Below are 23880 nucleotides of genomic sequence, written 5' to 3' on the forward strand. Positions count from 1 at the left end.
CTCAAGATGCAGTTTTCATTAATGCAGCAAATCTCACAGCCATTAACAGGCTTGCTCCGCCCGCTATGGTCATAATGATTCCCATCATATCAAAATGGGCTGCCGTGATTTCTTTACCAAAAAGAATGCCAAGGATCACCGAAGACAAAATCGATCCTAGGTAACGGCAGGTTTGAAACAGGCCTGAAGTCGTTCCTACCATGTTGGAAGGACTCGTTTTCAGCATCGCTGCCTGAAGCGCGACATTTCCCAGTCCGTAGCCTATACCCAAGAGCGATAGAATGAGGCCTTTCCCAATGGTCTCGACATTGATAAAAAAGATGGTTAAGAGCACGGCTCCAGCCGTCATCAAAAGCGCTCCCGCAAAGATCGGCTTGACGACACCAGATCGGTCGATCCATTTGCCGGTTAGAGGTGACACAACGATGCTCATTCCAGACATAAACAGCATAAACAGGCCGCTCGTTTGAACAGAAAGATGCATTTCATCCTGAAAGTAACTTGGCAGACCAAAAAATAAACAATAGAAGAAAACATTCAATAAAATAAACTGAACATACACGGCTGACAGGTTTCGCTGTGTTTTAAACAGACGGACATCAATAAACGGCTTATCCGTTTTCAGCTCGCGCCAGACAAACGCACAGAGCAGAAGCAAGCCAAGCACACCTTCAACCGCATGCGGCGACGTGCTGAACGACAGCAAAAAGGATAGAAGGAAAATGATTCCCCCGGCAAATAAAACAATTCCAAGAATGTCGAGCTGCTGAATAATGGTTTTGATTCCTGCCCCTTTTTTCTGATCTTTCGGGAACATATACAGGCCCAATAAGAAGCTGAGGATAATAAACGGCAAATTAACGATAAAGATCGCCGGCCAGCCTCCCCATACAATCAAAAAACCGCCGACTGTCGGCCCCAGCGCCGTCATGGCGGACGCAAAAATAGAGAGTACAGCCAAGGCTGAAGCTTGGCGCTCATGAATATGATTCCGAATCAAGCCGACACCTGACGGATAAATCGCGCTGCTCCCCACCGATTGAAACAGCCGCATGACCAATAATGTCATAAACGTCGGCGCAAACGGCGCCCCGATGGCAGAAACCGCAACAAGAATAAGCCCGAATAAAAACAAGCGTTTCCGCCCAATCAAATCACCGAGCTTTCCCGTAACCGGCTGCGCTACGGCACTCGCCAAGTAAAACGAGGAAATCAGCCAGGAAACCGTTGTAAACGAGAGGTGAAACTCATGCTGGATGCTATGGAGCGCAAGAGAGATCATAGACGAGTTCAGCGGATTCAGCATTGTTCCCGAAGCCACCGCTGTTAAAAAAACAGCCCGGCTTTTTTTCGATAACATCATTTCACTTGTTCCAGAAACTCTTCCGTTGTCCGCGATTTACCGATTCTCGGGAAAATAAAGCGCAGTGTGGCTTCATGCTCTTCATCGCTAAATGTGGACATGGCATCTGTAATAAAAATCTGCTGATAGCCAAGCTGAAATGCCTCCCGTGCTGTGCTTTCCACCCCGATATTCGTTGCGATGCCGCACAATACAATCGTATCAATGCCGCGACGTCTCAGCTGCAAGTCTAAATCTGTGCCAAAAAAAGCACCCCATTGCCGTTTTGTCACAGTATAATCGCCATCCTGCACACCGATTTCCGGAACAAATTCGGCCCAGTCCGCCGGCATTTCCCCTGAACCTCCCTGCGCAGGCTCATCCGTTTGCGGCTTCAGGGCGTCCGCTCCATCATGAAAGGCTACATTTACAAAGCTGATGAACCCGTTATGTTTCCGAAATTCATCTACGAGCTTTTTCGCGTTCGGGACAACCTGGCCGCTTTGATCAATCGGCACAATCCCCTTTTGTAAATCAATGATAACCAATGCTGTTTTTTGAAAATCAATGTTGAGTGTATTCATCATACGTCTCCTCCTGATACTGTTAGTGTTTCTCACATTGCATATTTTACTCTTCACACTGCCTAAGTTCTTTTATGATGCTTGTGAAATTCTCAGAAGGAGCGTTGTCTCATGATTTTTCTTTTATGTAGTAGTAACAGGTTGTGCATACGAACAAACCGGCAAGCACTGTAATCATAAGGGGCGTCATCGCTTCATCACCTGCCTGCTGTCTATCGGTTCCTGCCTGAAAATGCCTATGAATTTGCGGCGGTCCACCCAAAGCAGGATGAGACACATAACCATTAATATCGTGCTAAGATCCTGCACGCCAATATCAAAACAATAGTTAATCAAGACGATGTTCACAATAATGGGCATAAAAATTACCGCCCCTAATGCAGCCGTTCGCGGAATCAGTAATAAAACAGCTGCCAGGATTTCACAAAAACCTATAAACAGTTCATAGACATGAGAATAACCGAAAAATGTCCACGCGATCGTAAACCCCTTCCCGGCAGCCGCCTCGATTTCAGGCGTCACCTCGCCAAACTGGCCAATTACCACTTTCGCCAGACCGTACACGAAAAAATTAAAGGCTAAAAACAATCGGAACGTCGCGGGAATCGACTTGCGTACCGCTCTCCTCAGCCTGCCGCCTTTATTCATCATACATCCCCCTCAGTGTATTATTTGATGTAGTACACTTAATACAGTATAGAGTATTCCAATTATTGTCAATTCCCTTTTCAGCTCATATGAATAGCTTCTTTTATAGATACAAAGTCTTATATCGCAAAAAATGCCATTCTCCTTCCTTTCCGTCCCTCGATAACATTCCTTAAAAACTATGTCAGGAAATCTTACATGAAAATGTTTTATCATTCTTTTTTCTCTATAATGAAGAAATATAATAATTGCTTTTTATTCTGAAAGATACGGAGGAATGAGACATGCAAATGGGCGATACAGTTTTTATGTTCTTTTGCGCTTTACTCGTGTGGCTGATGACCCCGGGATTAGCGTTATTTTATGGAGGAATGGTAAAGAGCAAAAATGTGCTGAGCACTGCCATGCACAGTTTCTCTTCCATTGCCATCGTTTCCATCGTTTGGGTGCTGTTCGGATATACACTTGCCTTCGCACCAGGCAATTCAATCATCGGCGGGCTGGAGTGGGCAGGCCTCAAAGGGGTCGGATTTGATCCAGGAGATTACAGCGATACCATCCCCCACTCGTTATTTATGATGTTCCAAATGACGTTCGCCGTTCTGACTACAGCGATTATTTCCGGGGCCTTCGCAGAGCGGATGCGATTCGGCGCTTTTCTTTTATTCTCGGTTTTATGGGCCTCTTTGGTTTACACACCCGTAGCGCACTGGGTATGGGGCGGCGGCTGGATCGGCCAGCTTGGAGCGCTCGATTTCGCTGGCGGCAATGTTGTTCATATTTCCTCCGGTGTGGCAGGACTTGTTCTTGCCATTGTGCTCGGCAAACGGAAAGACGGCACAGCGTCTTCTCCGCATAACCTCATTTACACCTTCTTAGGAGGAGCTTTGATTTGGTTCGGCTGGTTCGGCTTTAACGTCGGCAGCGCTTTGACTTTAGATGGTGTAGCCATGTACGCGTTCATCAACACAAACACCGCAGCTGCAGCCGGGATCGCCGGCTGGATCTTAGTAGAATGGATCATTAACAAAAAACCGACAATGCTCGGAGCGGTATCTGGCGCAATCGCCGGGCTTGTCGCCATTACGCCGGCTGCCGGATTTGTCACACCGTTCGCTTCCATTATTATCGGCATCATCGGCGGAGCTGTTTGTTTCTGGGGAGTATTCTCGCTTAAAAAGAAATTCGGATACGACGACGCGCTTGACGCCTTTGGCCTGCACGGGATCGGCGGCACATGGGGCGGAATCGCAACAGGATTATTCGCAACAACCTCTGTTAACTCAGCGGGCGCAGATGGGTTATTTTACGGTGATGCAAGCTTAATCTGGAAACAAATCGTCGCCATCGCCGCCACTTATGTTTTTGTATTTATTGTCACTTTCGTTATTATTAAATTTGTAAGCCTCTTCCTTCCCCTTCGCGCAACTGAAGAAGAAGAGTCACTTGGGCTTGACTTAACGATGCACGGGGAAAAAGCATATCAAGATTCTATGTGAGGAGTGACGCTATGAGCGGTCAAATGTTCAAGGTAGAAATTGTAACGCGTCCGGCAAATTTTGAAAAGCTGAAGCAGGAACTCGGAAAAATCGGAGTGACCTCTCTGACTTTCTCCAATGTACACGGCTGCGGCCTTCAAAAAGCACATACGGAGCTCTATCGAGGGGTAAAAATAGAAAGCAATGTATACGAGCGTTTAAAAATAGAAATTGTGGTCAGCAAGGTTCCTGTTGATCAAGTGACTGAGACCGCTAAAAGGGTGCTGAAAACGGGATCACCGGGTGACGGTAAAATATTTGTCTATGAAATCAGCAATACGATCAACATCCGCACAGGCGAAGAAGGACCTGAAGCACTTTAATATCGGTACGAGATTCGGACACTCCGGATCTCTTTTTTTGTGCACAGAATCCCCCCAGAAACCGCGATTCCTCTTCGAATTCTCTTCAAGCGCCGTTATTTCAGACAATCTCTATTTTTATTTGAAACTTTTCATGAGTAAGATTAGTCTACTAAATATAAAAATGTAAAAGGTGATTATTTGAACTACGAAATTTTTAAAGCAATCCATGGACTATCTCATCACAATTCAGTTCTCGATTCCATTATGGTCTTCATCACGGAATATGCCATTGTCGCCTATGCCCTTATCCTATTGGCAATCTGGCTGTTTGGGAACACACAAAGCAGAAAACATGTGCTATACGCAGGCATCACAGGAATTGCAGGCCTTGTGATCAACTATTTGATTACGCTTGTTTATTTCGAACCGCGCCCGTTCGTTGCGCATACAGTGCATACACTGATTCCGCATGCTGCGGATGCTTCATTTCCAAGTGACCACACGACAGGTGCATTAGCGATTTCTATTGCGATGCTTTTCAGAAACCGCAAAATCGGCTGGCCGCTTGTCATTTTTGGGCTTTTGACAGGCTTTTCGAGAATTTGGGTGGGACATCACTATCCGGTAGATGTATTGGGCAGCCTCGTTGTCGCCATCATTATCGGGTTCCTTTTCTTTAGATTTTCAGATCTGCTTCGCCCGTTCGTCGATTTGGTCGTGAGGATCTATGAAGCCATTATCAATAAACTGACGAAAAAACCAACCGATCAAAATTTCTAAGAAAGACAAAAGCCGGCGTCTGAAATCAAGACAGCCGGCTTTAATATTTCTCATACATCTCTTGTTTTCTTCGCTTCGCCAACACATATAAACCATAAAACAATCCAATTCCAACAGCATCGATGAGCACATCCCGGATACAACCATTCCTGCTGAAGAAGAGCTGAAGAACTTCTGTGAAAAAAGCAAACGCGAACGAGCCGGCTGCAGCTGATCTTATGCTGCCCCGCTGTTTCCACAGCAAATAGGTCAGCACAAAGAAGGAAAACGCGTGCCCGATTTTTTGAATAAGCGCTTCAGGTATAGCAAGCTCTGTAAAATCCATGTCTAAAAAACGAGACATATCAGGGTGCGGCTGAAAGTGAAAAGCCACCGTTTGTGACACGACCATGCCGCTGAAGCTTTCCGTACAGACAGAGAGCAGAATAAACAGGGTCCATCCCGCAAGCAATAGACGATTCACAGCATAACCTCCTTTATAGCAAACGTGCCTATGTGTAACTACATAGACGATGACATTATGCAAAAAGTAACAGAAAAAAACGCCCATCACAAGGATAGACGTTTTCTTCATTAAGACTGTTCAGTGTCTTCTGTTGTGCTGCTTTCTTTGGAACCAGATTTGTCAGTTGAATCATCCTTTTTCTCACCGGATTTTTCTTCTGTTCCTTTTTCAGTTGATCCGTCCTTTTTCTCGGAAGATTGCTGAATGGATTCCTCTGTTTCTTGGGTGGTAGCTTTTTCTTCAGCTGCTGCTGCTTTTTCAATAGAAGAAACTGGTTTGTCCATAAAGTTTAACGGATTCATTGCGACCCCATCTTTACGGATTTCAAAGTGCACGTGGTTTCCGCTGTCTTCACTGTAAAGGTTCTTGCCAGATTTTCCGATCACTTGATTTTGTTTTACTTTGTCACCTTGCTCAACGCTTACTTCGGAAAGAGATTGATACACAGTCGATAAACCGTCGGCATGTTCTACTTCCACAACATATCCCAGCACTGGATCTTTTTCAGCTTTAACAACCGTACCGCTCAGAGAAGCAGAGACATCGAAATCTTTTCCGTCTTTCTCAGCTAAGTCAATTCCTTTGCTTAGGCTGTACGTGTTATTATAGGTAACGAGTGCTGCTTCTTTCTCTTCTTTTGCGGCATCGGTTTCATAGAACTTTTTCACAACAGAAACGTTTTCAGAATCAACAACTGGCATTGCGACATTTTCCATTGACTTTCCTACTTCAACTGCATCGTCGTTGTTGTCATATGCGGAGTTTCCGCCGTTATCAGCCAACTGATCCTTTACCTCATCATTTGATACTGATTGATACCAAAGGACAGCTGTTAAAATGACGGCCGCACTGACTAAGTAAATTGCAGGGAACACCCAGCGTTTACGAAAAAACTGCTGAAGTTTTTTGACTTGAGAAGTTTTCTTTTCTTCCTCTCTCATTGTTTCATCACCTCAGCAACATTCTGAACACTTTTCTGAAAATATATACAACCTATCCAAAAAAACTTTTTTAGATGTAGTTTGCACAGACTGAACGAAAATATGTATTTTTTTGAGAGGAGTGCCAAAAACGTATGAACATGACATTGCGTCTTGCTGAACATAAAGACTTGGAGGCTGTTGTGGCGATTTATAATTCAACGATTGCTTCTCGAATGGTAACAGCCGATACCGAACCGGTAACTCCTGAAGACCGGATGGAATGGTTTTCGGGACATACAGAGTCACGTCCGCTCTATGTGGCCGAGGATGAAAACGGAAACGTCGCTGCCTGGATCAGCTTTGAAACATTTTATGGAAGGCCAGCCTATAATAAAACAGCGGAAGTCAGCATATACATTGACGAAGCATGCCGCGGCAAAGGTGTTGGATCATATTTGCTTCAAGAAGCGCTCCGCATTGCCCCGAATCTTGGCATCCGCTCACTTATGGCCTTCATTTTCGGGCATAATAAACCAAGCCTGAAGCTGTTTGAAAAGCACGGGTTTGCAGAATGGGGACTATTCCCCGGCATCGCCGAAATGGACGGGAAAAGATACGATTTAAAAATTTTAGGGAGAGAGCTTTCATGATTAGTCTGGATAAAGATGAAAACGAAATTGAACATCATAATGAAGAAAATAGCCTCGCTGAACAGGAGACTGCACCTGTTGAACAGGAGACCCGCCAGCTGAGCGCCTCTGCTGTCAAGTCGCTATCCGACATTGCCAAGTGGGGCAAAATTTCTGGCATCTTGTTAATCATTATGGGATCGCTTGTCACTCTGTCTGTTTTGATGACAGTGATTGGCGCCATCCCGGGCGTGCTGCTCATTATATCAGGCGTATTTTTGATGCGCTCAGCAAAAGCAGCCGCGGAAGCCGAAGGAAATCTAGCCGGCAGCGCTGGCGAAAGCATGCTTGAAAATTACGGGACATTTATAAAAATGCAGCTGTTTTATGCAGCATCCAGTATCGTTACTGTCCTGATCGGGATCATTGTAGCCATTTTCGTGCTGGTGGTAATCGGCATTGCTGCTTTTGAGAACACGCCTTCGTATGAAGATCCGGATTCCTATTATTATGAGGATGATCCGGTGTTTGAATAATGATGAGACAGGACAGGGCATGCGTTCCATATAAACGGAACCATGCCTATTTTATTTGACTATTCAAAGCAGGCCGGCGTAAACACCAAATCCTGAAGCAAGTATACAATAGACATCTCTAGTAGTGGAAATCAACAAAGCAACGCTGTTACCCAGAAATGAATATCAAAAAAACGGATGAAGTCGGAATCAATCCGAAACCGCACTTTTTATTTCGGGTGTCTGCATGCAAAAAAACACACCCGGATCGTCTGGAAAATCCCAGAAATCCGGGTGCATCTCTTCTTTAATACATTTTTTTGCGTCTGTCTTCCTCAGTCAAAAATTCAACAAAACTCCGCATCGCAAAAGGCTCTTCCTTTATTTGTCGTGCGTAGGAGCTTTTCCGCTCTTCTGAAAGGATTTCGCTCTTTTTGATCCTGTTCAGCATATAGATGTGAACCGTTTTTTGGATTTGTTTATGCTGATAGCCTGCCTCTTTTAAAAATGCGAGCCCGAGCGCCGCCAAAATAGCGAATATGCCTGCGCTGATCAGGGACTCCCTGTCAGCTGAAGCATGAAATAGAAAAGCAGCTAAATTAAAGAGAGAGAATGCAGCAAGCGGAATAGCAAGAAAACGGTAAATGACGGTTTTTTTCATGAAAGGCTGTACGGCCTTTTGAATTTTTTGCATTTCTGTTTTGATGAACCCCGGCATTTGTTCGACTCTGTAAAAGTTCATATAATCCTCCCCCTTTATTTGATGTTTCAAGCTTCACGAACGTTACATATGTGTTTATTTTAACGCAGGTGCAAGCTGGTTTTAAAGAAATCTGCCCGTATTTTTCACGAAGAATCTGGATCGCCGCTCTTTATTCTTTTAAAATGTGAGTGTTATAATTTGTAATGGGAATCAGATCACTGTTATTCATGGAATACTAATGGCAATCTTCTTGATAAATATGAATGAGCGGGGTTACAAAGTGAGTATTTCTTCCATCCTTTTATCACTTTTTTTCATTTTAAATATTCTTTTGGCCATCATTGTCATCTTCAAAGAACGGCGCGATGCCAGTGCATCTTGGGCGTGGCTGCTTGTTCTTTTCTTTATTCCCGTTTTAGGCTTTATTTTATACTTATTATTCGGCCATAATCTCAGACGCAAGCATTTGTTTCAATGGGAAGACCGGAAAAAGATTGGAATTGAAAGGCTGCTGAAGCATCAGCTTGAAGATTTAGAAACCAAGCAATTTCAGTTTAACAACCGGGCAACCTTTGATAACAAAGATTTAATTTATATGCTGATTATGAATAACCATGCTGTGTTTACAGAGGATAATTCAGTTGACGTCATTACAGATGGACGGGATAAATTTCAGCGGCTGCTGAGTGACATTTCAAAGGCTAAGGATCATATCCATTTACAGTATTATATTTATAAAGGCGATGAATTAGGCAAAAAATTGCGGGACGCTCTCATCCAAAAGGCGAAAGAAGGTGTTCAGGTCAGAGTGCTTTATGATGAACTCGGGTCCAGAACGCTGAGAAAAAAGTTTTTTAAAGAGCTTCGCGAGGCTGGCGGGCATGTGGAGGTCTTTTTCCCGTCAAAGCTCAGGCCGATTAACCTGCGGCTGAATTACCGGAACCATCGAAAGCTTGTGATCATAGACGGTATGACCGGTTATGTCGGAGGCTTTAACGTCGGAGATGAGTATCTAGGGCTTAATCCGAAATTCGGTTATTGGCGGGATACGCATATCCGGCTGCAAGGAACGGCCGTACACGCCATCCAAACACGGTTCATCCTTGACTGGAACCAAGCTTCTCATCACCATACGCTGACATATATTCCAAATCACTTTCCTGATTACGGCCCAAAAGGCAACGTCGGGATGCAGATTGTCACAAGCGGCCCTGATTCGGAATGGGAACAAATTAAAAATGGCTACATCAAAATGATTTCGAACGCCAAGCGTTCCATTTTGATACAAACACCTTATTTTATCCCAGATGCAAGCCTGCTGGATGCTTTAAGGATCGCTTGCCTTTCGGGCATTGACGTTAACATTATGATTCCGAACAAGCCCGATCACGCCTTTGTATACTGGGCGACACTTTCGTATATCGGCGATCTGCTGAAAGCCGGAGCCACTGTCTATATTTACGATAACGGCTTTATTCACGCGAAAACCATCGTGGTGGATGACGAAATCGCTTCAGTCGGCACAGCGAACATTGATGTCCGAAGCTTCAGGCTGAATTTTGAGGTTAATGCATTTATTTACGATATCACCATTGCTAAAAAACTGGTTTCAACTTTTAAAGAAGATTTGCTAGTATCCAGAAAATTCACCTATGAGGAGTATCTGCAGCGCCCGTTGTGGATTCGAATAAAAGAATCCGTCTCGCGGCTGTTGTCGCCGATCTTATAAGATGCGAAAACCCCCAGCCTTTACGGCCGGGGGTTTTCCTGATGGTCACAGTAAATGATGATCGCCTCCCGCAAAAAAGCGGCAAGACCTTCTCCATATTGATTGATTGAATCGGTAAATCGCTCGTCAGTGATATACACTTCCCCGAGTCCTCTGAAAATGTCGAGTGTGCAATCGTAATGATATTGGCAAATATGATCGCGAAATGCCCCCACTGCGGCCTGAACCTCTGCATCATAGGGCCCATGCTTCATTTGCGCCGCAATTCGTCTGTAAATCGAATCAAATTCAGCCATGATCGAGCGCCAATCATCTGCCGAGTATGCAGATGTCCTTTTCTCTGTTTCTTCTGCGATTTCCTTTCCATACAGCTTTCTGACTTCATCAGCGTATGTCTGCTGGTGCTCTTCAATGTCTTTCATGCTTAATCCGGCAAATAAATCTCTCTTATTCATCGTTTCCCCTCCATCAACGGACAAAAGCGTCCTGTCAATTGTTTGAATCATCTCATCCATTCTTTGTTTTTTCTTCATCAATATCTCCTTTTGCGACTGAAGTGCCGCTTTCCGGTCAAAATTCGGATGATCCAGCATCTCTTTAATTTCATCCAAACGAAACCCGATTTCCTTGAAAAATAAAATCTGCTGCAGTCTTTCCAGGTCTGCGTCACTGTACAAACGATACCCAGCATCAGTAAGCGCTGAAGGATTCAGAAGCCCAATATTGTCATAGTGATGAAGCGTCCGAATGCTAACGCCTGATATCTCCGCCACTTGTTTAACTTGATATTTCATACATAACACCTCCTCTTTTTTATCGTAAACAATCACGCAACGTTAGGGTCAATCCCCAAAATGTTATTTTCTATATACAAAACTTCTCACAAATAGTGTATAAAAGAAAAGTGAGTATTTTTTTGTAAAGGGGAGCCAGTATACATGAATCCTGAAACAATGAACAAAACCCTCATCAGCATTTCGAAATGGGGAAAAGCTACAGGCATTTTATTTATTATTATGGGCGCAATTACCGCGCTTTCAGGCGCGTTCATTTTTCTAATCGGTGCCGTGCCAGGCGTACTGCAAATTATTTCCGGTATCTTTTTGATGAGGTCAGCTAGGGAAGCAGGCCAAATGGCTGAACACAATAGCGGACAGTCTGAAGACTTAATGCTGGAGAATTACGCGAAATTCGTAAAGATGCAAGGGATTTATTTGATCGTAAGCATTGCTGTATCCATTCTTGCGATTATCGCCTTCTTCATCTTTTTAATGCTTGGGATTGCTGACGGCCTTTTCAGCGATACGTACAGCACTTATTAATGAGAAAAACCCGGAGCTGGCTCCGGGTTTTTTATTATTCCGCTTCGCTTACCACTGTGAAGCGTTCATTTTTGTGTTCGGGATGTTCAAGCTCGTCCAACACGGCAATGGCATAATCTGCATAGCTGATATAGCTGTCGCCTTTTGCATTTACGATGACATTGTCTTTTCCTTTTTGGTAAGAGCCAGTCCGTTTTCCTGCCGGATCAAAAAATGCCGCAGGACTGAGGAACGTCCAGGAAATGGAGTCTGTCTGCTGCAAATCTTTCAGGTTCTCGCCTTGATTTGATGCAGTTGGCAAATATTCTTTCGGAAATTCCGGCGTATCCATTAAACGGGTTGTTTTGGCTTCATCAACAAACAGGCTTCCCGCTCCTCCAACAACAAGCAATCTTGTGCGCTTCGCGTCCTTTAAGATGTTGATGAGTGCTCTTCCTGCTTCAACATGAAGATGTTCCTGGCCGGGTGCTGCTCCAAAAGCGTTTACGACTGCGTCGAAAGGCTTGATGTCTTCCGCAGTCAGTTCAAACACATCTTTTTCCAAAACCGCTACGTCCTGCCCCTGCACTTTTGAAGCGTTTCTGACGATGGCTGTCACTTCATGGCCTCTTGTTTTCGCTTCTTTCAAAATCTCGTTTCCCGCTTTCCCGCTTGCGCCGATAATACCAATTTTCATTTTTCATTTCCTCCTTATTTGTAACAATTTTAGTTACATGTTAGCGGTGAGAAGTCATCCCTTTTGATTAAAAGAGATGATTCATAACATCTTTTAATGACTTGCTTGCCAGTTCATTTTCCATCGCTCTTTGCACACTTTCAAACGTTTCATCCAGAGCGTTCTGAATTTTTTTCCCTACCGGACATTTCGGATTCGGGTTTTCATGAACCGCAAAGAGTTCTTCTTGCTTTTGGACAGCCCGGTACACTTCTAAAAGAGAAATATCAGCAGGATCTTTTTTGAGGCTTGCACCCGGCACCCCGGCGCGTGATGTGAGAATATCAGCTTTTTTCAGCAGGCTGATCATTCTTCGCACAACTACCGGATTCGTGTTGACACTGTCTGCAATGATTTCTGAAGATGTTTTTTCATCCATCGAGATGAGGGATAAAATATGAATGGCAACAGCAAGACGGCTGTTAATCATGTTTTTTCACCACCGTTGTAACTATAATAGTTACATTTGATTCGTTTGTCAACATCTAATATACACTAAATACACGGGTTTTGTGCACCGTTTTTAGTCAATAGAACGGCCGGATGCACTCCGGCCGCGTCTTATCAGAATAAGAAATATCTTTGTCCAAGTGGGACATAATCGACAGGCTGGCAAGACAATTCCTCCCCGTCAGCAAAGACCTGATAGGTTTTTGGATCAATCTCAATCTTCGGCAAAGCCGAATTCAGCTTCATATCCAGCTTGCTCAGCTTTCTGATATTTTTGACTGGAGAAATCCTTTTTTCCAGCCCTAAGCTTTCCGCCACACCACGCTCTATGCTTGCCTGAGACATAAATGTAATCGAGGTTGAACGGTTGGCTTTTCCGTAAGACGCATACATTTGGCGCATGAAAACCGGTTCAGGAGTCGGGATGGACGCGTTCGGATCTCCCATTTGCGCACGTGCAATCATGCCGCCCTTTAAGACCAGTTCCGGTTTTACGCCGAAAAATACCGGGTCCCACAGAACGAGATCAGCAAGCTTCCCTTTTTCCACCGAGCCGACCTCATGGCTGAGCCCGTGCGTAATTGCCGGATTAATCGTGTATTTGGCAATGTACCGTTTTGCGCGCACATTGTCATTCCCGTTTTCACCGGCAAGAGCGCCGCGCTGTTTTTTCATTTTATCGGCTACCTGCCATGTTCGGATGATCACTTCACCGACCCGCCCCATCGCTTGGGAATCCGATGATGTCATGCTGATCGCACCTATATCATGGAGAATATCCTCCGCGGCAATCGTCGCCGCCCTGATTCTGGAATGGCTGAATGCCACATCTTCAGGCACTTTCGCATCTAAATGGTGGCAGACCATCATCATGTCAAGATGCTCATCCATCGTATTAACGGTATAAGGAATGGTTGGCGTTGTAGATGACGGCAGAATGTTCGCGTAAGAGGCGAGCTTCATAATATCCGGAGCGTGACCGCCGCCTGCCCCTTCAATGTGATAAGTATGAATAACCCGGTCCCCGATCGCGTCGAGCGTGTTTTCCAAAAAGCCCGCTTCGTTAATCGTATCGGTATGGATGGCAACTTGAATATCAGCCTCGTCCACGACTTCCATACACGTTTTAATGGCGCTTGGCGTCGTGCCCCAGTCTTCATGGAGCTTAAGGCCGATGGCGCCTGCTTCCACCTGCTCGATCAGCGGCGCTTTATCGGATGCATTCCCTTTTCCTAAGAAGCCGACATTGATCGGAAACTCCTCGGCCGCTTCCAGCATCCTCGCCATATACCACGCCCCGGACGTACATGTTGTCGCTTTGCTTCCTGTAGCGGGTCCTGTTCCGCCTCCCAAAAGGGTCGTCACACCTGAAGAAAGCGCAACTTCCATCTGCTGAGGACAAATAAAATGAATGTGCGTGTCCACTCCCCCGGCTGTTAAAATTTTGCCTTCACCGGAAATCACCTCTGTCCCCGCTCCGATGACCATGTGTGGATCGACTCCATCCATGATATCAGGATTTCCGCTTTTTCCGACACCGACAATCCGGCCGTCTTTCACACCGACATCCGCTTTGACAATGCCTGTGTAATCCAATAGCACGACGTTGGTGATAACTAAATCCAAAGCGCCGTCCTTCCCTGTGATTCTGCCGTTTTGGCCCATGCCGTCGCGGATTGTTTTTCCGCCGCCAAAGATCATTTCTTCACCATATACTGTGAAATCCTTTTCGACTTCGATCCATAAATCCGTGTCGCCCAATCTGATTTTATCGCCCGTTGTCGGGCCAAACAGTTCCGCATATTCCTCCCGTGACATTTTCATCGGATTACACCCTCCATCCAGCCGGCTTGTTTTAAGTTGGCCAACGTTTTTTCTTTGCCGCGTTCATCGATAAACGTGTCGGCCATTCCGTTCAGCCCTTTAATTGTCTTGCGTCCTCTGTTTTCCACTAGTGAGACCGTTTTCTGCTCTCCCGGCTCAAAACGGACCGACGTGCCTGATGGAACATCAAGACGCATGCCGATCGCCAGCTCACGGTCAAATAATAAAGCCCCGTTGGCCTCCGCAAAATGAAAATGCGAACCGACTTGAATGGAGCGTGATCCGGTGTTTTTTACCGTTACCTCCCGTATCTCACGCCCTTCATTAATCGTAATGGTTCCCTCAGCAATTTGAAATGCTCCCGGCTTCATGACTTCACCTCCGCAGAAATTGGCTGATGTACCGTAACAAGCTTTACTCCATCCGGAAATGTGGCCTCCACCTGAATGCTGTCCAGCATCTCAGGCACACCTTCCATCACATCTTTTTCCGTTAATACATGGCGGCCGGCTTCCATCAGCTCTGCTACTCCCTTCCCATCACGTGCGCCTTCCATAATAAAGCAGGTGATATAAGCAGCAGCCTCAGGATAGTTCAGCAGAACGCCCCGCGCCTTTCGCTGTTTGGCTAATTCCCCCGCTGCAAAAATGAGCAATTTTTCTTGTTCAACCGGTGTCAGTTTCATCTGTAGTCCTCCTTCTTTTGTCATATAAAGCAGATGCGGCTACTGCGAATTTGCGGAACAGTCAGGCGGGACATCACCTCCCTTTCTTCGAGACTGGGGGTCATACGGTAAGATGCCTTTCAAAGCGGCATGCCGTTTCTTCATCAGCCTTGCCATGGTCAACAACCGTTCCCCTGTCGATTACAGAAAGATAGTCAGCACAGATTAACGCGTTTTCCAGACTGCGCTCGACTAAGATAACAAATGTCTTTTTTTCTGGAAATTTCTATAATAACTTATCTGACTAGTTCGACAATTAAAATCTGAATTCCTTCCAATTGTTTATTAAGTAAAATATTTTTCAGATTTACCATCAGCGCTCTGGCGATTGCAAGCTGCTGCTGTTGGCCGCCTTTTCGCTTTGAACAAACGTTTGATTAAAATAAATAGCCCCCCTGTTTAGCCGGAAGCAGGCCTAGGAGTGGATGGCCGACTCCATTTCGGCCTAATACAGCGACAATCTGCCCCGGGCGCTGTGCAAAACCATCGATTGATCATAACCAGACGTTACATTCCTGATGGCAGCCCGTTGTTTTGCTCCGCAACCGGAAGCATGGCATGGAGGCCAGTCTGAGGCGCCGACCTCCACAATACCGAGAACCCGACTATTGCCATTAACTCCGCATCATGGACGGTCACTTCGCTGATCGCCACCGTTCCTCTTAATGAGTGAAGAATTCCGGCCTTCACTGAATCCCCGCTTGTGTCGATATCAACTGTTTTCTCGCACTCCCGTGGCTTCCGACACTTTCTTCGGTGCAGTACATTCCGTCATCAAAACCCCTTTGTTTGATTTCTTCAAATGATGTTATAAAAGTTTACAACTTATGTCATCATTATATAGAAGAGGCCTATTAATTCAAAGAATATTTAAAAAATTTAGTTACCTTGACCAAATCAGCTTCTTTTTTTGTTATATTTATTCACATCAGAAAAAGCGAAAAAAAAAAGACAAGAAACATTTCGTTTCCTGCCTCTTCCGTACGATTAATCTTTATCTGAAAATTTATCCTTGGCTTTCCCGATATCCTTTTGGATTTCGCCTTTTGCCTTATCTTTTTTGCCTTCAGCCTGCATGTCCGTTCTGTCAGCCATATCTCCGACTTTATCCTTCACTTCTCCTTTGGCTTTATTGAAGCCGCCCTTCATTTTGTCTTTTACACTATCGTTACCCATGTTAATTCTCCCCTCTCAATTATGTGTGTACTTGTTAACTTCCCGATCTGAGAGGCAATAAACATTCTAATGTTATTTATCGATTTCGTAGCGCTCTCCGTAACGGAGCACCTTGTATATCGCCAGCCCGTCTGATGACTTTTTCTCCGAATATCGGACCGGCAGCAGGGCAAAAAACACATAATACGTAGAAAAATAGACAAACTGATAGAAAAACACATTCGGCTTTAATACACTGTGTATAATCAGCAGATTGATTGCAAAAATCGTGATGAGGTTAAACAAGCAGCCCCCTGCATACACGAGTGCATTTGAGAATCGATTGTCAATTTTCAACTCCCCGTACCGGCAAAAAGAATCGATAAAATAAATCGTTCTGAACCGTATGGGTCCAATTTTAAGCAGCGTTTTTCCCATGCCTATATCCAACGATCCCTTTCCGCCAAAAATAAAAGCCATAAAGCTGTGCCCTGAAACATGTATAATCTGTACAAGCGGCAGAACAATGAGGAAAGACCACAGAAACTTCACCATATCATTAAAACCAAACATTGAATTCCCCCTCACATGCATATCTGCATCCCAAAACGGCTTTTGTTCAAAAAACAGTGCTGTAGCGATTTTTCCTGTTCTCCCCGGAAATAAACGTTCCGATGCTCCCCTTTTTTTGCATAAAAAAAAACCATCTGCCAGCAGATGGTTTTGTCTCATACTTCATATAAACAATCGTTCCTTTGAATCATCTCTCTCATGCTGACCGCTTTTTCATAAAAATACACCGCTTCTTTATATTGTTCGCGATGACTGAAATAAGAGGCAGCATCTAAAGCAAATTCTTCAATATATACATACAGGCCCTTTTCTTCCATATAATCAAATACTTCTTGAATCATATTCAAATTGACAGATTCCACATATAATGCCTGCAGAAATTTATATTTTGCCAGACTGAAGAAGTCGTTTCGTTTTTGGGCAATGGCAATCCCTTTTTCATAGTACCGTATCGCGGCTTCGCTATCTTGTTTTTTGAAAAGAACGCGAGTCAGGCTGAAGAGCGCTTTTGGAAGCTGTTCCAGCTGATAATCCTCGAAGACAGGAAGCGCTTTTTCAAAGTATTCGGCGGCCTGATCCAGCTCCCCCTTGTCATCATAGCAATTACCAATATTATAAAGGGCTGATCCGATCAAACGGGGCTGTCCTTCCAATAAAGCAAGGCGATACGCGTCATCTAAATGTTCAAGCGCTTTTTCATAATTTCTGTAGTCAATGTAGTTTCCTGATATGACGAAATGGCATTGAATTCTTCTGACTCTGTAAAAATCGTGAGCCTTATACGTCTCCAGCGCCTGTACGGCATGGTTCATGGAAAAGTGCGTCTGCTTCATAATATAAAAGACTTCCGCCACTTTAAAATGAAATTCCGCTCTTTCAATTTCATCTTCTACAAACGCAAGCATCTTCTCAGCTTTCCGATAAAAGGATATAGCCGAGATGTAATTGTTCTGTTCAAATTCGTACATTCCTCTAAACAAGTGAAAATAATACTCAGATAATCCGGAGATGCTGTCCTGATTGCTTTCCAGCGTTTTGATCAATTCACGATATTGAAGCTGAGATTCCTCGTGCAGGTCAGGCTTTACATAATCCAGCATAATTTGGTGCCGGTAGCTGATCAGCTGATAATACAGGAGAAGCAGCTGATCCTCTTCCATCTGTTCGATATCTAGATCAATTTCTTCTTTCAGCTTTACGGCATCAGCCACTTGAAATGCTAAAATGTGCTTATACCACTTATTGATTTTCACTCCTACTTGAGATGACGGGATCTCGTACGCGGCCATGCCCCTCCAACCCTTTCTATTTTCTAATTGGTTATATTTTATCATAATGTATGGCTTTGGAATTAAATTTTCTTACAATGATTCCTTCTTTATGCCTATCCTTATATATTTCGGTTTTTCTACGTATTTTTTGCACTCGGATTCTAATAAAAAAGCTTACCGGACAGTGCCGATAAGCTTTTGGCTTCAAATTAACCGCCAATATAAGACATTTCCACTTTCTTTTTGCCAGATGCTTTTGATAGCGTACGATCGACTGAATACTGATCGATCCGATTTTTCCATACTGTCCCGATCATTTCTGATAGTTCGTCATCACTTAATTCCTGGCGAACCGGAGCTCTGAGGTCAAATCCGCTTGAAGCGAATAAGCAGGTAAACAGCTCTCCTCTCGCAGAAAGACGGGCTCTGTTGCAAGATCCGCAGAATGCATCAGATACAGATGATATGACGCCAATTTCTCCGGAGCCGTCCAAGTAGCGGAATCTGGAAGCCACTTCGCCTATATAATTAGGCGCTATCGGCTCAACCGGCATGTGTTTATTGATCAAATCTATGATTTCCGCCTTTGTCATGACGTCTTTCTTTTCCCATTGGTTGGTGTTGCCTACGTCCATAAATTCAATGAATCTCAGGATATGCCCTTTTTCTTTAAAATAACGGGCCATAGGCAGTATATCTTTTTCATTGACGCCCTTTTGAACGACCATATTGATTTTAACACCGAGCCCCGCTTGCTTCGCCGCTTCAATGCCTTCCAGCACCTTGCTGACAGAAACACCGCGCCCGTTTATCTTCTTAAAACGCTCGTCTTCTAAAGAATCAAGGCTGATCGTAACCCTTTTCAGCCCAGCCTCCTTGAGCCTCTTAGCATAAACAGGCAGCAGTGATCCGTTTGTCGTCATCGCGATGTCACGAATACCCGGTATGCGGGCCAGTTTTTTGATTAATTCCGGCATATCCTTTCTCATGAGGGGCTCTCCGCCGGTCAAGCGGATTTTTTCAACGCCAAATCTTGTGACAAACAATGTCGCAAGCCGTTCCAGCTCCTCAAATGAAAGCAGCTCCTCTTTCTTTAAAAAAGGATAATCCGGGCCGAATAATTCGGCGGGCATACAGTACGTGCATCGGAAGTTGCAGCGGTCTGTAACAGAAATGCGAAGGTCTCTCAGCGGTCTGTTTCTTTTATCCAACATCTGACGCGACTCTGTAATCATAGCTACAGCCCCTTCCTACTCCCTGATTCTCTCAGGGTGTGTATATACATTAAATGATCCGTTTCTGACAAATCCAATCGCTGTGATATTCAATTCTTCAGCCATTTGAATCGCAAGCTCCGTCGGGGCCGATTTGGAAATGACAATCGACACGCCGATTTTGGCCGCTTTTAACAGGACCTCTGATGAGATTCTGCCGCTGAACACAATCAGTTTGTCGCGTACGGACATCCCGTTTAGAAGGCAGTGTCCGTATAGTTTATCAAGTGCGTTGTGCCGACCGATATCGGTGCGCATCAACAGAAGCTTCTCTGTGTCGCAAAGCGCCGCATTATGGACGCCTCCCGTATCCTGAAACGTCCCGCTCCCTTGCTGCATGTCTTTCATAAGCGCCAGACATGCCTCAGGCGATATCTTGATTTGGCTGACAGCCGTCTTGGCTGTTTTGACATCCTGCTGAAAATAAAAATGACGGCCCTTTCCGCAGCATGAGCCGATCACCCGTTTCGTATAATCCTTTTGATCCAATGTCTCAGGGTGAACGAGGTCGACATATACAAAACCGAGACTTTCATCTATTGTAAACCTTTTAATTTCTTTTTGAAATCGTATAACACCCTCTGATGCGAGAAATCCGATGACAAGCTCTTCGATATGCTCAGGCGTACAAACGAGCGTCACAAATTCACTGCCATTCAGTATCACTGTCAAAGGGAATTCCGTCACCATCCGGTCTTCTACTTTGCTTATTTCCCCTTGTTCATAGCGCCATACATCCCTGACCGCAGTTACTTTATCGTTCAATGTCTCTTCCCCTCCGCAATGTTCCTGCCTTTATATTTTTTCACACTCCTCGGATTTTGTCGAATTCTGAGACACAAAAAGAGCCCTCTATATAAAGGGCTTTCACAGGATGTGATGACGGCGGTGTTTAGGCAGGGCGCCTAAGCATTTAGCCGCCGTTCCTTTTACCAATGTGCATTGACAATGAACGCGGGGTTTGTCGACACGCTGAGAGCCCTCTATATAAAGGACTCTATGTTTGATTATGCTGATTCTTTTTCAGAACCGTAAACAGCACAATAGCTGCGATCAAGGTGAGAATGCTGACAAAAAAGAAGGCTGCCAGTTTTAGAAGAACACCAAGCAATATGAATGCAACGGTGGCTATAAGAAAAATCATTCCGAATAATTTCATATGTTCAACCCCTTTTTAGGGTATCATTCCCGCCCAAATTGTTTTTAAACCAATAAAAAAAGGCGCCTGGGGGAGCGCCTGATCTTTAGGTTCCTTACTCAGTAAATTTTTGTGCTTCTTTTTCCCAAGCCTGTTCGAACTCATCCGCACTGTTCGCTGAAATATATTCTCCACCGCCAGCGACAGCTGCTTGTTTCATCTCTTCATTACCCTTGACATCAAAGTTGAAGCCAATGATGTTTACAATCGTATCCACATTTGATGCACGGAGCTTTTCGATTTCTGCCGCAGGGTCTCCGCCGCACGTTTCTTCACCGTCAGTGATTAAATACACCACGTTTTTCCCGTCTGCGTCAAATGCTTCAAATTCTTTTCTTGTGTCTGCAAGTGCTTTGGCAATCGGTGTCCATCCAGTCGGCTTGAGCTCACTCAATGAATTGTCAAACAGAGACCCTTCATATGGATGAAGGCCGTAAATGGTTTCCGTCGTACTGCACGAAAGGGCTTTACCGGACAGTTTATTGTTCCCTGCATGCCCGAAAACGCGAAGCATAAGATTTGTATCCTTCGGAAGAAGTTCGGCAAAAGATTTTACTGATTTTTTGGCAATGTCTATTTTGCGCTCTCCTCCTGTTTTTTGAACCATGCTTCCGCTTCCGTCAAACAAAACAGCTACATTTGTATCAGCCTGTTTCTCAGCGGCAAAAGACGGGGAGGCAATGGAAACAGTCAACAATCCAATGATACCGGCAGCCAGCAATTTTTTCATATGATTACTTCCTTTCTTTTTCATATTTTCCAACTATATGTTGGATTCTTCTTTATGCTAGAATACGAAAATGCAAAAAGATATAGGACATGCTGCCTTTTGTGCTGCTTTCACGATCTGTCCAAAATCGCTTGAAATGCCGTTCATTTTTAGCCATTTCCGCCCAGAAAGCATAAACAGATTGTGTGATCATTCATTCTTTTTTCGCCTTGATTATGACAGAAAAACGGAAATCTGCTACTATGCTACAGGCAGACAGCTAATTAGTTTTGAAGTTTTTGTTACATACAAAAAGAGGCTGACCATCACCAGCCTCTTTTTTCTTATTTAGATAACATTAGTGATTGCTGAGTGAAAATTTTCTCAACATCTTTTTGGGTATAAGCCGGGAAGTATTCACCGCCGCCTACTTTCGCAATTGCGTTCAGCTGGCCTTTGTATCCCTCTTTATAATCAAAGCCGATCACATTAACAGTGATATTGTCTTTTTGCAGTTCCTTTGCTGTTTTAATCGGGTTTCCTCCGCACGTTTCCTCACCGTCTGTCAACAGATACACCACTTTTTCCCCTTTTGCATCAAGCTGGTCAAAAGAAGATTTCGCTTCGTTCAGCGCTTTGGCAATTGGCGTCCAGCCAGTCGGCCCAATTGTATTGAGAGAATTGAGGAAGCTTTGCTCGTTAAAGCTTTGGAAGCCGTATACGTTGCGAATGGCTTCACATGACTGAACTTTTCCGGAATTTTTATTGTTTCCTTCAGAGCCAAACACGCTCATTTTCACCTGAGTTCCTTCTGGCAATGAGCTCGCAAACTTTGAAATTTCTTTTTTGGCTGAATTAAATTTAGATACACCGTCTATTCTTTTCGCCATACTTCCGCTGGCATCAAGCAAGACCGCCACGTTCGCCGGCGCTTTAGCCTCCGTTTCTGTCTTTTCAGCTGCAAAAGCAGGTGAAGTTAATCCAAATAGCAATCCTGTCATCATGATCAGTGAAAATCTTTTCTTCATGTTCGTACCCCTTTACCAATTTGTTTCTGCGTGCAGATGTTCAACGCTGAACATAATCTATCGTAATCAACAAAAACCGAGAAATAAATAGGGCGGGCTTCCCCATTGCTGTTGTTTACTTTTGCATAGAAACCTATGTTTTTATTAGTGATTTCCACCTAACGCCCCTATGAAAAGAGAAGATTGTCCGCCTTTCGGCTTTCGTTATATGAGTCTGTCGAAGTCTGTCGACAAATGTGGATGACTTTACCACAATCTCAAAGCCTGAAATCAGGAAAAAAGGACTGATCCTTAAAGACGGTCAGAAGCTCCTCTAAACCGTTTCAGCTGCTCTTAGATAAAAGATATTCAGGAACAGAAAAAGACGCCCAATGAGCGTCTTTTTCTACTTTTTCGCCATATATTTATTCAAAAACGAATCTGCCTCAGAAATTTGTGTGCCTTGGTAATAATACTTTACAATGTCATCAACCGTTTTGCCTTCTTTCGCCATAAAATTCGCTCCGTATTGGCTCATCCCCACACCGTGGCCAAATCCTCTCGTCGTGACTGTAATTGTGTCTCCATTTCGCTTCCATTCAAAATCTGCGGAGTTGAGACCCAGCTTTTCACGTATGTCTCTTCCTTTCAGCGTCTTGCCGTTAATGACGGCAGTTGCAACCTGGTGGCCCGGTGTCTCGCCGGTAATCTTCCCTACTGCGCTAGATCCATCCAGCTTGACGCCAAGCTTTTGCTGAAATTCTGCCGCTGTAAAGGTTTTCGTTTCCTTATATTTCGGAGACTTTTTATCCCATGGGCTTTTGACGCTTTTTAAATATGGGATAGCACTTGTCCAATATGCTTCTGCATTCTCTGTGTAGCCGTTGCTTGTGGAGAAAAAGGAGGCTTCAATCGGCTGGTTGTTGTACGTTAAGATTTTGCCTTGCGTACTGGCTACCGCAGCTGTGATTTTCTTCAGTTTTGTCTCATAGCTTGTGCCCCACTGTTTTTTCAGCTCCGCTTTGTTTTTATACACCTGGAACATCTGTGTATCATCCACCAGTGAGCCTTTAGGAGCCTCAACCGCTGAATTTGACACCATCAGTCTGACAATAAATGTTCTGGCGGCGAGGGCCTGGGCTTTCAGTGCTTCAGATTCAAAGGTTGCCGGCATTTCGGAGGCGACGACTCCAATCACATACTCTTCAAGCGGAATGTCTTCTACGGATTGATTTGCGGTTCGATAGACGGGAATAGAAACAGGTGAAGCTTTCAATGTTTCTGCTCCTTTCGATGCTGGTTTCGTGCTGACTGCTGTCTTTTCTGATTCTACGCTGGCCCCCGCTTCCTTATTATGCTGGAATGGTATAACCAAGAGTGTGGGAACCAAGAGAATCAATGCACATAGTACGGATAGTGTGATTGCGAATTGTTTCATATTCAGCTGCCTCCTGCTC

The 23880-nt window shown here is 44.5% G+C and carries 30 protein-coding genes and 2 pseudogenes; 8 read left to right on the forward strand and 24 right to left on the reverse strand.

The window, feature by feature from the left end; all coding sequences use genetic code 11:
• Position 1 precedes the first annotated feature (1 nt).
• The 3 genes from NST79_RS19040 to NST79_RS19050 form a co-directional block, all read right to left on the reverse strand.
• Entirely contained in the window at positions 2 to 1360 is a 1359-nt protein-coding gene (locus tag NST79_RS19040) for an MFS transporter (protein ID WP_212060313.1), read from the reverse strand.
• On the reverse strand, positions 1360 to 1929 hold the full coding sequence (locus NST79_RS19045; RefSeq protein ID WP_003227761.1) for a hydrolase: 570 nt from the start codon (positions 1927 to 1929) through the stop codon (positions 1360 to 1362). The genes NST79_RS19040 and NST79_RS19045 overlap by 1 nt, the downstream gene beginning before the upstream one ends.
• 183 nt (positions 1930 to 2112) lie before the next feature.
• Positions 2113 to 2577, reverse strand: coding sequence for a hypothetical protein (locus tag NST79_RS19050; RefSeq protein ID WP_212060293.1), 465 nt, complete (start codon positions 2575 to 2577; stop codon positions 2113 to 2115).
• 281 nt (positions 2578 to 2858) lie between these two features.
• Here NST79_RS19050 and amtB point away from each other — a divergent pair, with 281 nt between their 5' ends.
• The 3 genes from amtB to bcrC all read left to right on the forward strand — a co-directional run bounded on the left by amtB (position 2859) and on the right by bcrC (position 5197).
• Positions 2859 to 4073 (forward strand): ammonium transporter AmtB, encoded by a 1215-nt coding sequence (gene amtB, locus NST79_RS19055; protein WP_015251031.1) that lies wholly within the window; start codon positions 2859 to 2861, stop codon positions 4071 to 4073.
• Positions 4074 to 4084: 11 nt separating this feature from the next.
• On the forward strand, positions 4085 to 4435 hold the full coding sequence (locus NST79_RS19060) for a P-II family nitrogen regulator (protein WP_003221829.1): 351 nt from the start codon (positions 4085 to 4087) through the stop codon (positions 4433 to 4435).
• A 180-nt stretch (positions 4436 to 4615) separates the two neighbouring features.
• Complete coding sequence (gene bcrC, locus NST79_RS19065) at positions 4616 to 5197, forward strand: undecaprenyl-diphosphate phosphatase BcrC (protein ID WP_003243362.1); 582 nt, start codon at positions 4616 to 4618, stop codon at positions 5195 to 5197.
• 40 nt (positions 5198 to 5237) lie between these two features.
• On the opposite strand, the gene NST79_RS19070 is transcribed toward bcrC, so the two are convergent.
• Positions 5238 to 5660 (reverse strand): VanZ family protein, encoded by a 423-nt coding sequence (locus NST79_RS19070; protein ID WP_197196279.1) that lies wholly within the window; start codon positions 5658 to 5660, stop codon positions 5238 to 5240.
• A 110-nt stretch (positions 5661 to 5770) separates the two neighbouring features.
• Positions 5771 to 6643, reverse strand: coding sequence for a stage II sporulation protein spoIIQ (gene spoIIQ, locus NST79_RS19075; RefSeq protein ID WP_046381387.1), 873 nt, complete (start codon positions 6641 to 6643; stop codon positions 5771 to 5773).
• Positions 6644 to 6783: 140 nt separating this feature from the next.
• Between spoIIQ and NST79_RS19080 the strand changes: the two genes are divergently transcribed.
• The 3 genes from NST79_RS19080 to NST79_RS19090 all read left to right on the forward strand — a co-directional run bounded on the left by NST79_RS19080 (position 6784) and on the right by NST79_RS19090 (position 8080).
• Complete coding sequence (locus NST79_RS19080; RefSeq protein ID WP_212060311.1) at positions 6784 to 7275, forward strand: GNAT family N-acetyltransferase; 492 nt, start codon at positions 6784 to 6786, stop codon at positions 7273 to 7275.
• Positions 7272 to 7790, forward strand: coding sequence for a DUF5362 family protein (locus tag NST79_RS19085; protein ID WP_015251027.1), 519 nt, complete (start codon positions 7272 to 7274; stop codon positions 7788 to 7790). Before NST79_RS19080 ends, NST79_RS19085 begins: the two co-directional genes overlap by 4 nt.
• Positions 7791 to 7948: 158 nt before the next feature.
• Entirely contained in the window at positions 7949 to 8080 is a 132-nt protein-coding gene (locus tag NST79_RS19090; protein ID WP_032678712.1) for a hypothetical protein, read from the forward strand.
• On the opposite strand, the gene NST79_RS19095 is transcribed toward NST79_RS19090, so the two are convergent.
• Positions 8077 to 8511 (reverse strand): YwnF family protein, encoded by a 435-nt coding sequence (locus NST79_RS19095; protein ID WP_144482900.1) that lies wholly within the window; start codon positions 8509 to 8511, stop codon positions 8077 to 8079. The two genes, NST79_RS19090 and NST79_RS19095, sit on opposite strands and share 4 nt — an antisense overlap.
• A 241-nt stretch (positions 8512 to 8752) precedes the next feature.
• Here NST79_RS19095 and cls point away from each other — a divergent pair, with 241 nt between their 5' ends.
• A complete protein-coding gene (cls, locus tag NST79_RS19100) occupies positions 8753 to 10201 on the forward strand; it encodes a cardiolipin synthase (protein ID WP_003243311.1) in 1449 nt (482 codons plus the stop codon).
• Between the two features lie 20 nt (positions 10202 to 10221).
• Here cls and mta read toward each other — a convergent pair whose 3' ends face one another.
• The gene (gene mta / locus NST79_RS19105; protein ID WP_212060292.1) at positions 10222 to 10995 is read right to left on the reverse strand and encodes a MerR family transcriptional regulator; all 774 of its coding nucleotides are present in this window, start codon (positions 10993 to 10995) and stop codon (positions 10222 to 10224) included.
• A gap of 144 nt (positions 10996 to 11139) precedes the next feature.
• Between mta and NST79_RS19110 the strand changes: the two genes are divergently transcribed.
• Positions 11140 to 11523, forward strand: coding sequence for a DUF5362 family protein (locus NST79_RS19110; protein ID WP_014478231.1), 384 nt, complete (start codon positions 11140 to 11142; stop codon positions 11521 to 11523).
• Between the two features lie 34 nt (positions 11524 to 11557).
• Here the strand turns inward: NST79_RS19110 and NST79_RS19115 are convergent, their stop codons facing one another.
• The 17 genes and pseudogenes from NST79_RS19115 to spoIID all read right to left on the reverse strand — a co-directional run bounded on the left by NST79_RS19115 (position 11558) and on the right by spoIID (position 23861).
• Positions 11558 to 12199 carry an NAD(P)-dependent oxidoreductase gene (locus NST79_RS19115; protein WP_029318720.1) on the reverse strand — a complete coding sequence of 214 codons (642 nt, stop codon included), beginning with the start codon at positions 12197 to 12199 and terminating at the stop codon, positions 11558 to 11560.
• Positions 12200 to 12266: 67 nt separating this feature from the next.
• The gene (locus NST79_RS19120) at positions 12267 to 12668 is read right to left on the reverse strand and encodes an Rrf2 family transcriptional regulator (protein ID WP_003227734.1); all 402 of its coding nucleotides are present in this window, start codon (positions 12666 to 12668) and stop codon (positions 12267 to 12269) included.
• Between the two features lie 134 nt (positions 12669 to 12802).
• The gene (gene ureC, locus NST79_RS19125) at positions 12803 to 14512 is read right to left on the reverse strand and encodes an urease subunit alpha (protein WP_003243090.1); all 1710 of its coding nucleotides are present in this window, start codon (positions 14510 to 14512) and stop codon (positions 12803 to 12805) included.
• A complete protein-coding gene (gene ureB, locus NST79_RS19130) occupies positions 14509 to 14883 on the reverse strand; it encodes an urease subunit beta (RefSeq protein WP_144482901.1) in 375 nt (124 codons plus the stop codon). Before ureB ends, ureC begins: the two co-directional genes overlap by 4 nt.
• The gene (gene ureA, locus NST79_RS19135; RefSeq protein ID WP_003227724.1) at positions 14880 to 15197 is read right to left on the reverse strand and encodes an urease subunit gamma; all 318 of its coding nucleotides are present in this window, start codon (positions 15195 to 15197) and stop codon (positions 14880 to 14882) included. The genes ureB and ureA overlap by 4 nt, the downstream gene beginning before the upstream one ends.
• Positions 15198 to 15391: 194 nt before the next feature.
• Positions 15392 to 15550 (reverse strand): annotated as a pseudogene (locus NST79_RS19140) (hypothetical protein).
• A gap of 292 nt (positions 15551 to 15842) precedes the next feature.
• Positions 15843 to 16011 (reverse strand): annotated as a pseudogene (locus NST79_RS19145) (urea ABC transporter substrate-binding protein); the annotation flags it as partial.
• A 212-nt stretch (positions 16012 to 16223) separates the two neighbouring features.
• Entirely contained in the window at positions 16224 to 16412 is a 189-nt protein-coding gene (gene csbD, locus NST79_RS19150; protein WP_003227718.1) for a stress response protein CsbD, read from the reverse strand.
• A 72-nt stretch (positions 16413 to 16484) separates the two neighbouring features.
• Positions 16485 to 16964, reverse strand: coding sequence for a hypothetical protein (locus NST79_RS19155; RefSeq protein WP_003244390.1), 480 nt, complete (start codon positions 16962 to 16964; stop codon positions 16485 to 16487).
• Between the two features lie 155 nt (positions 16965 to 17119).
• Positions 17120 to 18253 (reverse strand): response regulator aspartate phosphatase RapB, encoded by a 1134-nt coding sequence (gene rapB / locus NST79_RS19160; protein ID WP_003227715.1) that lies wholly within the window; start codon positions 18251 to 18253, stop codon positions 17120 to 17122.
• Between the two features lie 191 nt (positions 18254 to 18444).
• Positions 18445 to 19470: a GTP 3',8-cyclase MoaA gene (gene moaA, locus NST79_RS19165; protein WP_003243488.1), complete on the reverse strand. Its 1026-nt coding sequence runs from the start codon at positions 19468 to 19470 to the stop codon at positions 18445 to 18447.
• 15 nt (positions 19471 to 19485) lie between these two features.
• On the reverse strand, positions 19486 to 20274 hold the full coding sequence (fdhD, locus tag NST79_RS19170; RefSeq protein WP_003227709.1) for a formate dehydrogenase accessory sulfurtransferase FdhD: 789 nt from the start codon (positions 20272 to 20274) through the stop codon (positions 19486 to 19488).
• A 232-nt stretch (positions 20275 to 20506) separates the two neighbouring features.
• Entirely contained in the window at positions 20507 to 20668 is a 162-nt protein-coding gene (locus tag NST79_RS19175; protein WP_003227706.1) for a hypothetical protein, read from the reverse strand.
• A gap of 94 nt (positions 20669 to 20762) precedes the next feature.
• Complete coding sequence (locus NST79_RS19180) at positions 20763 to 21437, reverse strand: VWA domain-containing protein (RefSeq protein ID WP_003243553.1); 675 nt, start codon at positions 21435 to 21437, stop codon at positions 20763 to 20765.
• 52 nt (positions 21438 to 21489) lie between these two features.
• Complete coding sequence (locus NST79_RS19185) at positions 21490 to 21630, reverse strand: hypothetical protein (RefSeq protein ID WP_014478246.1); 141 nt, start codon at positions 21628 to 21630, stop codon at positions 21490 to 21492.
• Positions 21631 to 21760: 130 nt separating this feature from the next.
• Complete coding sequence (locus NST79_RS19190) at positions 21761 to 22444, reverse strand: VWA domain-containing protein (RefSeq protein WP_003227700.1); 684 nt, start codon at positions 22442 to 22444, stop codon at positions 21761 to 21763.
• Positions 22445 to 22829: 385 nt separating this feature from the next.
• Positions 22830 to 23861 carry a stage II sporulation protein D gene (gene spoIID / locus NST79_RS19195; protein WP_015251018.1) on the reverse strand — a complete coding sequence of 344 codons (1032 nt, stop codon included), beginning with the start codon at positions 23859 to 23861 and terminating at the stop codon, positions 22830 to 22832.
• Positions 23862 to 23880 lie beyond the last annotated feature (19 nt).

Source organism: Bacillus sp. PS196 (genome assembly GCF_037963555.1).
Lineage (GTDB): Bacteria > Bacillota > Bacilli > Bacillales > Bacillaceae > Bacillus > Bacillus subtilis.